We start from the raw sequence: 12,746 nt of genomic DNA, 5'->3' as shown, positions 1-12,746 counted from the left end.
TTATCGGTCCGCGTCGTAATCCGTCACCGACGCCTCACCCTGCACGGTCACCAGCCAGCGGTCGGTCGCCTCCAGCCCGATCGCGGTCAATTGGCCGCTGGCAAACGCGCCGGTGTCGATGCCGATGCGGCCGGGCAGCACTTGCGGTTCGCCAGTGATGGTGTGGCCGTGCACCACCGCAAAATCGCGCGGTGTCGAATCATCGATAAATTCACCACGAATCCAGCGCAGATCGCCCACGCTCTGGTCCTCCAGCGCGATCCCTGCGCGAATGCCGGCATGAACGAACACATAATCGCCGATGCGGATCAGGCTTTCCATCGCGGTCATGAACGCGATGTCGGTCTGCGGCACACGCTCGGCCATCAGTTCCTGCAATTCTTCCAGCGTGGTCGCGCGGTATTCGTCTGGCGTAATGGGATAGCTCAACAGCGTTTCGCGGCCGCCATGGCGCAGAAAATGGCGCAGGACACCGGTGTCGGTAAACCCGCCCAGAAACATCTCTTCATGATTGCCCTGCAGATAGCGAACGGTGCGCCGCCGGCCCCAATCGCGCGCCAGGGCGATCACCCCGGCGCTGTCGGCCCCGCGATCGACCAGATCGCCCAGCAGGATCACCGTGGTCTGCGCCGGCCCGCGCGCGGCATCATCAGCCTCGATCCGGTCGATCATCGTTGCCAGCAGATCGGCCCGGCCATGCACATCGCCGATGGCATAGACCCGCTGCCCCGCCGGCACCGCGGTGGGCGGTGTGGCGGGGGCGGCGGGCTCCGGCGTGCCGAACAGGGTGCGCAGTCTGGTGAACATGGTGGCGATAGGTTTCCTCAATCACTATTGGCGCTGCATGCTGCAGTTGCAAGGTGGATGAACGTTCTTTTGTCTCAAATGCCGGAAATCCGCCATTTCATGCCGGGTGCGGCTGCAGTAAATTCTATGGTGTGATGCAAAAAAGTCACGCGATACGCGCTTGTTGCATAATGTTCCTGTAAAGGTCCTTGTGCCGCGATAGGACTTGTTACACCAGACAGATGTTGAACTACGGCAGACCGGAACAAATCCCGGCGGTCACCGTTTGCAGGCGGGAGCTTTCCGTTCAACAACGACAGGACCGATCCTATGCGCGCCACGTTTAAAACCCCGCTTATGCTCAGTGCATTGGCGACCGCCACCGTCGCCGCTTCGCCAGCCGCCTGGGCCGATGAAGCACCGGCTGCGGCCACCCCACCGGCCAGCGAATGGACCATCACCGGCAGCGCCGCTTTGTCGACCCAGTACCGGTTCCGCGGGATCGCGCAGTCGGACAACCGCCCGGTTGTGCAAGGGGCATTCACCATCAGCCATGCCTCGGGCTTTTACATCTCCACCTGGGGGTCAAGCGCCTCTGCCGTGGACAGCCCGATCAACATCGGCGGGACCGAAATCGACATCTTTGGCGGTTACACCCACGCCATCGGCAAGACCGGTCTGACCATCGACGGCGGCATCTATACCTACATCTATCCCGGCGCTACCACCGGTAACGTGACCGAGATCTATGGCTCGCTGGCCCAGGCGATTGGCCCGGCCACGCTGAAAGTGGGCGCCAATTTCGCTCCGGCGCAAAAGGTGTTCAATTACAACTGGGTTTCGACCACGCGCAGCAACCTGTATGCCTATGTCGAATTGGGCGCGTCGATCCCCAACACGCCGATCACGCTGCATTCGCATCTGGCGCACACTGGCGGCGGGTTTGATTACCCCAAGCAGTACCTGGATTACACCGTCGGCGCGACCTACAAGTGGAAGAGCCTTTCGCTTGATGCCTCGCTGGTCGGCACCAACATCAGCCGGTCCGACTTTGCCAACAGCGGCCTGGCCAATGTGATCATGACCGGCGGCGAAGGCGGACCGGTTTCGGTGCTCGATCCGAACAAGCTCGAAGGCTTTTACCGCACGGGTAAGCCGGTGGCGGTGATCACGCTGACTGCATCGTTCTGATCCAGACGCCGGGCCACACCACGGTGTGGCCCGGCTTTTGGGCAAATTGGTGATGGCATGATGTGCAGGGGTGTCATTTGACACCAATGCGCTTATCGTCCCACAGGGGCGCGGTCCGCCAGGGATCGCGCCCCTGATGCCATGTTCAGGGATGTGCCGTGACAAAATTTCTGCATGCGATGATCCGGGTGACCGACCCCGATGCCACCATCGCCTTTTTTGCTTTGATAGGCCTGACCGAGGTGCGCCGTTTTGACAGCGAGGCCGGCCGTTTTACGCTGATCTTTCTGGCCGCCCCGGGGCAAGCGGGCCTGGCCGAGGTCGAACTGACCTACAATTGGCCACCTGCCGATGGTGCTGTGCCCGGCTATGACAGCGGGCGCAATTTCGGCCATCTGGCCTATCAGGTCGACAATATCTATGACACCTGCGCGCGGGTCGCGGCGGCGGGCCATATCATCCACCGCCCCCCGCGCGATGGCCACATGGCGTTCGTCAAAACCCCCGACGGCATTTCGATCGAACTGCTGCAGGATGGCCGGCTGGACCCTGCCGAGCCTTGGGCCAGCATGGAAAACACCGGCACCTGGTGATCGGGTGCAGGGTTGATCGGCCGTTACTGATCAACCCGCCGCTGCTGCACTCTGCCAGTCCCCACCCAGCGCCTCAAACAGCGCGGCGGTGTCGGTCAGCCGTGCCAGTTGCGCCTGCACCAGTGCCTGTTCTGCCTGGCGCAGGGCCGCCTCGGCGGTCAGCACCGCCACAAACGGCGTGGCGCCCGCTTCATACTGGCGGCGCGACACGGCCAGGCTGGCCTGTGCGGTGTCGCGTGCGGCCTGCGCGCTGCGCAATCCATCGGCATCGGTGCGCAGCGCGGCCAGCGTGTCGGCCACATTGCGGAATGCCCCCAGCACGGCTGAGCGGTATTGCGCATCAGCCTCATCATAGGCGGCATGTGCGGCGCGCTGGCGATGCAGCAGTGCACCCCCGGCAAACACCGGCTGGGTCACCCCGGCGCCGATCGACCAGAACGACCGCGTGGCCGACAGCAGATCGGACCACCCGGCAGAATTGCCCCCTGCGCTGGCCGACAGCGTCAATTGTGGCAGGCGGTTGGCGATGGCGATGCCGATGCCCGCGCTGGCGGCGTGCAGATTGGCCTCTGCCGCGCGGATATCCGGCCGCTGGCGCACCAGCGCCGATGGCAGCGTCAGCGGCAGGTCATGCGGCAGCGCAATGGCGTTCCAGTCGACCGCGTCGGGCAGGGCATCGGCGGCACTGCGCCCGGTCAGATAGGCGACCAGGTTGTGCGCCTGTGCCGCGACACGTCGCAACGGCGGCAGCCCAGCCTCTGCCTGCGCCACGGCGGTATCCTGCGCCAGCACGTCGGCACCCGATACCTGGCCGCTGGCGCGCTGGCGTTCGACAATATCGCGGGTTTCGCGCGCGATTGCGATCATGCGTTCCTGTGCGGCGACCTGGGCACGCGCAGCCGCGTCGGCAAAGGCGGCAGCGATCAGCGTGTTGATCAGCGAAATGCGCGCGCCTTGCGTCTGCCACTCCGCGCTGTCGACTTGCGCACGCGCCGCCTCCACCGTGCGCCGGTTCAGCCCGAACAGGTCGAAATTGTAGCCGACGGTGACCTGGGCGGTCTGCAAGCCATAGGTGAACGTCGTCGCGTTCAGCGCCGGCGACAGGTATTCCGACCCCTTGTTGCGGCTGCTGCCCGCCGCGACATCGACGCTGGGCACCATCACCCCGCGCGACGCCAGCCACGATTCGCGCGCCACCGCCAACGCGGCCCGCGTTGCGGCCAGATCGGTATTGGCGCGCAGGCCGGCATCGATCAGCCGGTCCAGCGCCACCGAACCAAAGGCGTGCCACCAACCATCGCGCAGGCGTCCATCCACCCATTGCTGGGTGCCCCCGGCCACCCCGACGGGTGCGACCATGGCCGGTGTGCCTTCGCGATCATAGGCGGTGGCGGCGGGCGGCGCCGGGGTGTGAAAATCCGGGCCGACCGTGCATCCGCCCAGCAACAGCAAGGTGCCCAGGCCAGAACGCCGGCGTGCGCTCGCCCCGGTCATGGCGCGGCTCCTTCGCTGCCGGTGCCACCGTCGGCAGAAGGGCTGCGTCTGGAAAACAGGTCGATCATTACCGGCAGCACGATCAGGATCAGGATCGGCGCCAGCAGAATGCCGCCCACCACCACCAGCGCCAGCGGTTTTTGCACCTGGCTGCCGATGCCGTTGGCCACGGCCGCCGGCAACAGCCCCACGCAGGCGGCGATACAGGTCATCATCACCGGCCGGAATTGCGTGCGCGCGGCATGGCGGATCGCCTGATCACGGGTCATGCCCGTACCCAGCATCTGGTTGTAGTATGACAGCACCAGGATGCCGCCCATCACCGATATGCCGAACAGCCCGATAAAGCCGATCGCGGCCGACACCGAAAACGGCGTGCCGGTGACATACAGCGCGAAAATCCCGCCAACCAGCGCCATCGGCATCACGCTGGCCGCCAGCAACGTGTCGCGCAGCGATCCGAAATTGGCAAACAGCAGCACGCCAATGGCCAGGAACGCGATCGGCACCACGACCTCCAGCCGCGCCAGCGCCGCCTGCAATTCGCCGAATTCGCCCACCCATTCGACATGTGTGCCCGGGGGCAAAGGCACCGATCGCGCGATCTTTGCCTGCGCCTCCAGGATTGCGCTGCCCAGATCGCGCCCCCGCACGGCAAACCCGATCGGGATATAGCGGCTTTGATTTTCGCGGTAGATGAACGAATATCCGGCCACCAGGCGGATCTGGGCGACTGTGCCCAGTGGCACTTGCGTGGGGCCGCCGCTGGCATTGGGCGCGGCGACCGGGATGCGAGAAATGGCATCGATGCTGTTGCGGTATTCGGGCGCCAGCCGCGCGATGATCGGGAAATTGCGGTCAGACCCGTATTCATACAAGTTGCTACCCACGGCCTGGCCGCCGATCGCGGCCGCCACCACGGTGTTCACATCGCCGGGGCTCAGGCCATATTGCGCGGCCTTCAACCGGTCGACGCGGATGTTGATGGTGGGCTGGCCCACCGCATCGAACACCGACAGGTCGGTCACGCCGCGCACGCCCGCCAGCACGCCCTTGATGCGATAGGCGGCCACCTGCATCGCATCCAGATCGTTGCCATACAGCTTGACCGAATTCTGGCCCTTGACCCCCGATGCCGCTTCTTCGACGTTGTCTTCGATATTCTGCGAAAATTCGAACGACACCCCGGGGAATGGCGCGGACAGTTCGTCGCTGACCTGTCTGGTCAATTCCTGCTTGCTCAGATGGCCAGGCCATTCGCCCGCCGGTTTCAGCGGGACATAAAATTCGGCGTTGTAAAAACCGGTGGTATCGGTCCCGTCATCGGGGCGGCCCAATTGCGATATCACCGTTTTGACCTCGGGATATTTCATCAGGATGTGGCGCATGCGGTTGGCATAGCCCTGCGCCTGTTCCAGGCTGATCGCCGGCGGCAGTGTCGCGCGGATCCAGAAATTGCCCTCTTCCAGCTTGGGCAGGAATTCCAGCCCCAGGCCTGACATGGCGATGCCAGCCGCCAGCAGCAGCGCCCCCATGCCCCCCAGCGCGACAATGCGGTTGGCCAGCGCAAACCGCAGCGCCGGGTCATAGGCATCGCGCATTTTGCGCACCAGCCAGGTTTCGGTTTCCTCTTCGTGGTCCTTCAGCAGGATCGCCGCCAGCACCGGGGCAATGGTGAACGTCGCGATCAGCCCGCCGACAATCCCATAGGCATAGGTGCGCGCCATCGGGCCGAAAATGTGCCCTTCCACCCCGGTCAGCGTGAACAGCGGCAGAAACCCGGCGATGATGATCGCCGCGGCAAAGAAAATTGCCCGGTTCACCTCGCTGGCCGACAGCGCGATCGTGCGCAGCTTGCCCGAAAACGGCTGAATGCCGCCCATCCGGTCCAGCACGCCGCGCCCGAACCGTTTGCGCGGGTCCTGTGCCAGATGGCGAAAGATGTTTTCGACCATGATCACCGTGGCATCGACGATCAGCCCGAAATCGATCGCGCCGATCGACAGCAGATTGGCGGATTCGCCGCGCGCCACCATGATCAGCACCGCAAATGCCAGCGCAAACGGGATGGTCATCGCCACGATCGCCGCCGACCGCCACGACCCCAGGAAAATCCACTGCACCGCAAAGATCAGCACGATGCCGCTGATCATGTTTTCCAGCACGGTGCGGATGGTCACGTTGATCAGGTCGGTGCGGTCATAGATCTTTTCCAGATGCACGCCCGGCGGCAGGATATCGCCGTGGTTGATGCGATCAACCTCTGCCTCCACGCGTTGCAGCGTGGGCAGGCTTTCCTCGCCCCGCCGCATCAGGATCACGCCCTGCACGATGTCGTCGTCGTCATCTTTGCCCACGATCCCCAGCCGCGGCAGATTGCCCACCGCGACGGTGGCGACATCGCGCACCAGCACCGGTTTCCCCGCGTTGGCGGTGATCATCGTGTTGCGGATGTCGTCCATGGTGTGGATCAGGCCGACCCCGCGCACCACTGCCGCCTGCGGGCCCAGGTTGACCGTCTGGCCGCCGACATTGCTGTTGGCAGCGTTGATCGCGGCCAGCACCTGCGGCAGCGACAGGCCATAACCAACCAGCTTGCGCTGATCGACCGTCACCTCATAGGTCTTTGATTTGCCGGCCCAGCCATTGACATCGATCACGCCTGGCACCGCCTTGAACCGGCGTTGCAGCACCCAGTCCTGCAGCGTTTTCAGATCGGTGACCGAATAGCCCTTTGGCCCGACCAGCTGATAGCGATAGATTTCGCCCACCGGGCTGGTCGGCGAAATCACCGGCTGTGCGCCGGCCGGCAGCGGCGACAGCTGCGCCAGCTGGTTCAGCACCTTTTGCTGCGCCTCGTCATAGGTATAGTCATACGTAAACTGCACCCGCACGTCGGACAGCCCGAACAGCGAGATGGTTTCGACCTTTTTGACATTCTTGATCCCGGCCAGCTGGATTTCGATCGGGATGGTGATCGTGCGCTCAATCTCCTGCGCGGAAAGGCCCGAACTTTGCGTGATGATCTCCACGCGGGGCGGCACCGGATCGGGATAGGCCTCGATATTCAGCTGGGCATAGGCGAACAGGCCGCCGATCAGCAGCACCGCCAGCATCGCCAGCACCACCAGCCGCTGGCGCAGGGCAAAATTGACAACCGGGTTCATCAGTCGGACTTGGCGCCGCGGTCGATGAACAGGCTGCCCGCGGTGACCACGGTTTCGCCCGTGCGCAATCCGCCGGTCACTTCCACCGTGCCATTGGCGACATGCCCGGCGGTGATCTGGCGCAGCGCCAGGCGGTGATGGCCTGCATCCGCCACCCACACATGCGCAGTCTGACCTTCAAACAGCACCGCGTCTTCCGGCACGGTCAGGGCCAGGTGCTCGTGCCCGGTGAACAGGGTAAAGCGCACCAGCGATTCCGGTTTCAGATGGCCGTCAGGGTTGGGCAATTCGGCGCGCACGGTCAACCGCCGGGTGGCGGGATCGATCATCGGCGCGACATACGTCACGCGCGCATGCAGCACTTCGTCGCTGCCCAGCACGCGCACTTCGGCCAGCTGGCCCACGCGCGCAGCGGCAGCGTCTTCTTCGCGCAAGTTGCCGATCAACCAGACGCGGCCAAAATTGGCGATGGTCAGCGCCGGGCTGGCATTGCCACTGGCGGCGCCGGCGACGGTCTGGCCCGGACCGATCAGGCGTTGTGTGACAATCCCGTCGATCGGCGCGCGCACGATCCCTTCACCATGGACAATCGCCCCGCCCAGGCTGGCGCGGCGGCCCTGCGCGGCGGCCAGTGCGGCCTGCGCGGCCACCAGGTCCGCTTGCGCCTGTTGCCAGTCCTTCAACGCGGCGCCGTTGTGGTCAAACAGATCGTGCAACCGCGCTTCGGCGGCACGGGCCACAGTGACTTGCGCGCCGGCGGTCGCCAGATCAGCCTGGTTCTGCGTGGCCTCGGCCGCGGCGACGGTGAACAGCACCTGGCCCTTGTGCACGGCGTCGCCCTGCTTGACCGCGATACGGGTCACCTGCCCGGTAAACGGCGATACGATTGCCGTGGTCAGGTCATCGTCGGTGGCAATCCTGCCCTCGCTGGCGGCATAATCGCTGGACCTGATGGATTGCACGGTGGCGAAACGCAGCGTCTGCCATTGCGGATCGGTCGCCACAAAGCTGCCGTCGGCGGGTGCGGCGGCGGGCGGTGGCGGCGGGGGTGCCCAGGCCGCCAGCAGCAGCGGCAACCCCCACATCAGCCCCACCACACCAATCGCCAGCAGGGCGACCAGCCGGATCTGTGCAGACGATGTCATTTTCGGCACAGACGGCCCGGTGGCGGGGCTGTGATCCATCGGTAGCGGTCTCGCTTTCGCAGGTTCGCCGCATGTCTGCAGGCGGTGTCGCGGCCCGCGCATGGCACGTCTTGCCGGGTGCGACACGTTAAGTTTTCGACAAAATCCGTTCATGTTCGGGGTGGGGCGGGTTGGTGCGCGGGGGGCACCACGGGCCTGCCATGATACAACTATCGCTGCGGGCCGTGGCGCGGCATAAGCATGGTGCAGATGGCGGCCTTGTGCAGGTTGCCCAGGGGTAAATCTGGATATGGCGCATGGGGGGCCACCACATTGACAGATGCCTGCACCAGGCGCGGCACCTTGCGCAGCGGCGCGGCCATGCTGCTGGCGGGCGCGCTGGGCGGCTGTGCGCGCACGCTGCGCGATCCGCGCCAGGTGGTGATCGGTGCTTCGCCCACCGGCGTGCCGTTCAGCTATGTCGATCCGGCCACCAACCAGTTGACCGGGGCGATGGTCGATATTGCCGCGATGCTGTGCACCGGGCTGGGGCTGGTGCCCGAATTCCGGGTGGTGCCGTTTGCCGCGCTGGTGCCATCGCTGACCACCGGACGTATTGACCTGATCGCCGCCGCCATGCTGCGCACCCCCGCGCGTGAGGCGCTGGTGGGATTTTCGCGGCCAGTGTTTGCCTATGCCGGGGGCATTGCGCTGCGCGGGGATGATTCTGCGCCGTGCCCCGATCTGGCCGCGCTGCGCGGGCGCCGGGTCGGCGGGCAGATCGGCACGCGGTTCATCGACCAGTTGCACGATGCCGGCATTGACCGCGTGGTGACCTATCAGGGGTTGGGCGACATGCTGCGCGATCTGGCGCATGGGCGGATCGATGCCGCCTATGGCGATCAGCCGATCCTGCGCACGATCCTGCGCGTCGGCCCGCGCTGGCATTTGCGGCTGGCCGATGATTTCCGGTCGCCGGGCAAAGAACCGCTGTGCCTGATCGGGCGTAGGAACACCGCGTTGATGGCACACATCGATCGCGCGCTGGATGGTGCGGCGCGGGCGCCGATCGCGCCGATTCTGCATCATTGGGGACTGGACGAAGGACCGAGCCACGCATGAACGAATTTTGGGGTGATGCGCGCAGCTTTTTGCCGGTGCTGTTGCAGGGCCTGCTGGTCACGCTGGAACTGACGGCGTGCGCGCTGGCGCTCAGCCTGGTGCTGGGCATGGTGTGGGTGGCAATGGGGCGCGCCGCGTTTGCCCCGTGGCGGTGGATCGCGCGCGGGGTGATCACCGTGGTGCGCGGGATTCCGATCATCGTGCAATTGTTCTTCATCTATTTCGTGCTGCCCGACTGGGGCCTGGATCTGCCGCCGTTTGCCGCCGGGGTGATCGGGCTGGGCCTGGCCTATTCGGTCTATCAGGCGGAAAACATTCGTGGCGGGATCGGCGCGGTGGACAAGGGCCTGATCGAGGCGGGACAGGCGCTGGGGATGAACCGGCTGACGCTGTGGCGGCGGGTGATCCTGCCGCTGGGGCTGCGCCATGCGCTGCCGGCAATGGGCAACAGCATGGTCATGCTGCTGAAAGACACGTCGATCGCATCGACCATCACCATCGCCGAACTGACCCGCGCGGGGCAATTGCTGGCGATATCGACGTTCAAGAACGGTTCGGTCTATGCGCTGCTGGCGCTGCTTTACCTGGCTGCCAGCCTGCCGCTGGCGTGGCTGGTGCGCACGCTGGAAAAGCGGGGGAGGCTGACATGATTACGCTATCCGGGGTGACCAAGCGGTTTGGCGCGCGGCAAGTGCTGGCCGGGGTCGATCTGGATGTTGCACGCGGGCAGGTGCTGTGCCTGATAGGCGCTTCGGGGTCGGGCAAATCGACCATCCTGCGCTGTATCAACGGGCTGGAACGGCATGACCAGGGCACGATCACGGTCGATGGCACGGTGGTCAGCGATGCCACCCTGCCGGCTATCCGCCGCCGCGTGGCGATGGTGTTTCAACGCTTCAACCTGTTTCCGCACCGCACCGTGATCGACAACGTGATCGAGGCGCCGGTGCATGTGCATGGCGAACCGGTGGCAGAGGCGCGCGCGCGGGCGATGGAGTTGCTGGCGCGGGTCGACATGGCCGACCACGCGCACAGCGCGCCGCAATCGCTGTCGGGCGGGCAGCAACAGCGGGTGGGCATTGCCCGCGCGCTGGCGCTGCGCCCCGATGCCATCCTGTTTGATGAGCCCACGTCGGCGCTCGATCCCGAACGCGTGGGCGAAGTGTTGAAAGTCATGCGCGAACTGGCCGATGAAGGCATGACCATGCTGATCGTCACGCACGAAATCGGCTTTGCCCGCGAAGTGGCGGACCGCGTCGCATTTGTCGATGCCGGCGCGATTCTGGAACAGGGCGCACCCGGTGATGTGCTGGCCCACCCGCAACAGCCGCGCACGGCGCAGTTTCTGGCGCGGGTGTTGCAACGTGGATAAGGGGCCAACGGGGGCGCACTATGGATGACACGACAACGCGCCATGGCGCGATCTACTGGCGCGACAATTGCGGGGATGATCTGACCCCGCGTCCCGCGTTGGCGGGGGACACCACGGTCGATGTGGCGATTCTGGGTGGTGGTTTTTCGGGGCTGTGGACTGCGTACTTTTTGCTGCGCGCCAATCCGGCCCTGCAGGTCGCAGTGTTCGAATCGCAGATATGCGGGCATGGCGCGTCGGGGCGCAACGGCGGCTGGTGTTCGCCGCGCTATCCCATGCTGATCGACGAGCTGGAAAAGCATTTTGGCGCCGATGCAGCACGCGCCACCATCCACGCGCAGACCGCGATCATCGACGATATTGCCCGCATTTGCGATGAAGAGGGTATCGACGCCCATTTCACCCGCGGCGGTCTGCTGGGGATCGCGCGCACGCCCAAACAGCTGAAGGCGCTGCATGCGACTTATGCCGGCTATGCGCGGCTGGGGCTGGCCGACGATACACACCTGCTCGATGCCGCGGCGACCGCCGCGCATGTGCGGGTGACCGGCGTGCTGGGGGGCATGAAAACCGCCAGCGGCGCATCAATCCATCCGCTGCGGCTGGTGCGCGGGCTGGCGCGCGCGATCGAGGCCCGCGGCGGACACATTTATGAAGGAACGCCAGTCACCCGCGTGCGGCCAGGGCAACCGGCGATGCTGGAAACCGCAAATGGCACGGTCACCGCGCGGCGTGGGGTGGTGCTGGCGGGGGAGGCCTATTTGTCCGGCCTGCCCGGCTGGCATCGGCAGGTGTTGCCGATGTCGTCGATGATTGTCGCCACCGCGCCGCTGGATGATGCAACCTGGGCGGCGATCGGGTGGGACGGGTATGAAAGCCTTAGCAGCCAGGCCTATACCAAGGACTATCTGACGCGCACCCGCGATGGCCGCATCCTGTTCGGCAGCCGGGGCGCGCCCTATCTGCCGGGATCGCGCATGCCCGAATCCGCGCTGGCCAATCCCGCGCTCTATCAGCCGATCATCGCCACGCTGCGAAGCTGGTTTCCGGTACTGCACGACGTGCCGGTCACACATGCCTGGGGCGGCTATCTGGGCGTGCCGCGCGATGGCATGCCATCGGTGCATTTCGATCCGAACACCGGTTTGGGCACGGTGTTCGGCTATACCGGGCGCGGCGTGGCCACAGCCGCGCTGGCCGGGCGCGCGCTGGCCGGGTTGATCGGCGACACGCCCGGCTATGTGCCCGATCTGCCGATGATGCGGCCGCCCGGGCCATTGTGGGAAGTGGAACCGCTGCGCTGGATCGGCGTGCGTTATATCCAGAATGCCTTTGCGCGGATCGATGCCGCCGATTTTCGCGATGGCAGCACGCCGGTCGACGCGCGGCTGGCCAAATCGCTGGCGCCGATCTGATGGGTTGCCAGCGCAAAATGGATGACAGCGCCGGGGGTGGGGTTTAAGGCCCCGATGCGATGACCACCCTGCGTGCCCTGTTGTTGCGCCACCGCGCGCTGGCCTTTGGCCTGCTGGCGCTTGCGCTGGTGATGAAGGCACTGGTGCCGGCCGGCATGATGGTCGGCAGCGATTCGCGCATACTGACCGTGCAGATCTGCGATGGCTATGCCGATGCCGCGCATGCTGTGGTCATTGCGGTGAAGGGTCAGCCACACTCCGACAAGGCCGCGCCCGATCATCAGGCCTGTCCGTTTGCGTCCCTGGTGCTGGCCGGGCTGGGCGGGGCGGACCCGATCCAGCTTGTGCTGGCGCTGGTTTTCGCGATTGCGCTGGGGTTGGCCGCTGCGCCTGCGCCGGTTGCGCGCCGTCTGCCCCATCTGCGGCCACCCTTGCGCGGGCCACCGTTGCCGGCCTGATCAGCCTGCAATCTTGTGCGCCCG

General features: G+C 65.4%; 11 protein-coding genes. 7 read left to right on the top strand and 4 right to left on the bottom strand.

Going from position 1 to position 12,746, the window contains the following annotated elements:
* Positions 1–807 carry a metallophosphoesterase gene (locus ABWP89_RS00950; protein WP_353226558.1) on the bottom strand — a complete coding sequence of 269 codons (807 nt, stop codon included), beginning with the start codon at positions 805–807 and terminating at the stop codon, positions 1–3.
* Positions 808–1,116: 309 nt separating this feature from the next.
* On the opposite strand from ABWP89_RS00950, the gene ABWP89_RS00945 reads away from it, so the two are divergent.
* Positions 1,117–1,977 (top strand): TorF family putative porin, encoded by an 861-nt coding sequence (locus ABWP89_RS00945; protein ID WP_353226557.1) that lies wholly within the window; start codon positions 1,117–1,119, stop codon positions 1,975–1,977.
* Positions 1,978–2,135: 158 nt separating this feature from the next.
* Positions 2,136–2,570 (top strand): VOC family protein, encoded by a 435-nt coding sequence (locus tag ABWP89_RS00940; protein WP_353226556.1) that lies wholly within the window; start codon positions 2,136–2,138, stop codon positions 2,568–2,570.
* Positions 2,571–2,600: 30 nt separating this feature from the next.
* Here ABWP89_RS00940 and ABWP89_RS00935 read toward each other — a convergent pair whose 3' ends face one another.
* Genes ABWP89_RS00935 through ABWP89_RS00925 form a run of 3 tightly spaced genes read right to left on the bottom strand, consistent with a single transcriptional unit; the run spans position 2,601 to position 8,415 of the window.
* Positions 2,601–4,064 carry an efflux transporter outer membrane subunit gene (locus ABWP89_RS00935; RefSeq protein WP_353226555.1) on the bottom strand — a complete coding sequence of 488 codons (1,464 nt, stop codon included), beginning with the start codon at positions 4,062–4,064 and terminating at the stop codon, positions 2,601–2,603.
* Positions 4,061–7,231: an efflux RND transporter permease subunit gene (locus ABWP89_RS00930; RefSeq protein WP_353226554.1), complete on the bottom strand. Its 3,171-nt coding sequence runs from the start codon at positions 7,229–7,231 to the stop codon at positions 4,061–4,063. Before ABWP89_RS00930 ends, ABWP89_RS00935 begins: the two co-directional genes overlap by 4 nt.
* Entirely contained in the window at positions 7,231–8,415 is a 1,185-nt protein-coding gene (locus tag ABWP89_RS00925) for an efflux RND transporter periplasmic adaptor subunit (protein WP_353226553.1), read from the bottom strand. The genes ABWP89_RS00930 and ABWP89_RS00925 overlap by 1 nt, the downstream gene beginning before the upstream one ends.
* A gap of 273 nt (positions 8,416–8,688) precedes the next feature.
* Between ABWP89_RS00925 and ABWP89_RS00920 the strand changes: the two genes are divergently transcribed.
* The 5 genes from ABWP89_RS00920 to ABWP89_RS00900 are packed head-to-tail and all read left to right on the top strand — an operon-like array spanning position 8,689 to position 12,722.
* Positions 8,689–9,477 carry a substrate-binding periplasmic protein gene (locus ABWP89_RS00920; RefSeq protein WP_353226552.1) on the top strand — a complete coding sequence of 263 codons (789 nt, stop codon included), beginning with the start codon at positions 8,689–8,691 and terminating at the stop codon, positions 9,475–9,477.
* Entirely contained in the window at positions 9,474–10,127 is a 654-nt protein-coding gene (locus ABWP89_RS00915; protein ID WP_353226551.1) for an amino acid ABC transporter permease, read from the top strand. The genes ABWP89_RS00920 and ABWP89_RS00915 overlap by 4 nt, the downstream gene beginning before the upstream one ends.
* Positions 10,124–10,849, top strand: a complete 726-nt coding sequence (locus ABWP89_RS00910; protein ID WP_353226550.1) for an amino acid ABC transporter ATP-binding protein — start codon at positions 10,124–10,126, stop codon at positions 10,847–10,849. Before ABWP89_RS00915 ends, ABWP89_RS00910 begins: the two co-directional genes overlap by 4 nt.
* A gap of 20 nt (positions 10,850–10,869) precedes the next feature.
* On the top strand, positions 10,870–12,264 hold the full coding sequence (locus tag ABWP89_RS00905; protein ID WP_353226549.1) for an NAD(P)/FAD-dependent oxidoreductase: 1,395 nt from the start codon (positions 10,870–10,872) through the stop codon (positions 12,262–12,264).
* Between the two features lie 59 nt (positions 12,265–12,323).
* On the top strand, positions 12,324–12,722 hold the full coding sequence (locus ABWP89_RS00900) for a DUF2946 family protein (RefSeq protein WP_353226548.1): 399 nt from the start codon (positions 12,324–12,326) through the stop codon (positions 12,720–12,722).
* Positions 12,723–12,746: the final 24 nt, after the last annotated feature.

Source organism: Novosphingobium sp., from assembly GCF_040398825.1.
In the GTDB taxonomy this organism is placed as follows: domain Bacteria; phylum Pseudomonadota; class Alphaproteobacteria; order Sphingomonadales; family Sphingomonadaceae; genus Novosphingobium.
Note: the sequence above shows the minus strand (reverse complement) of the source record. Positions and strands in the feature narration are given on the sequence as shown.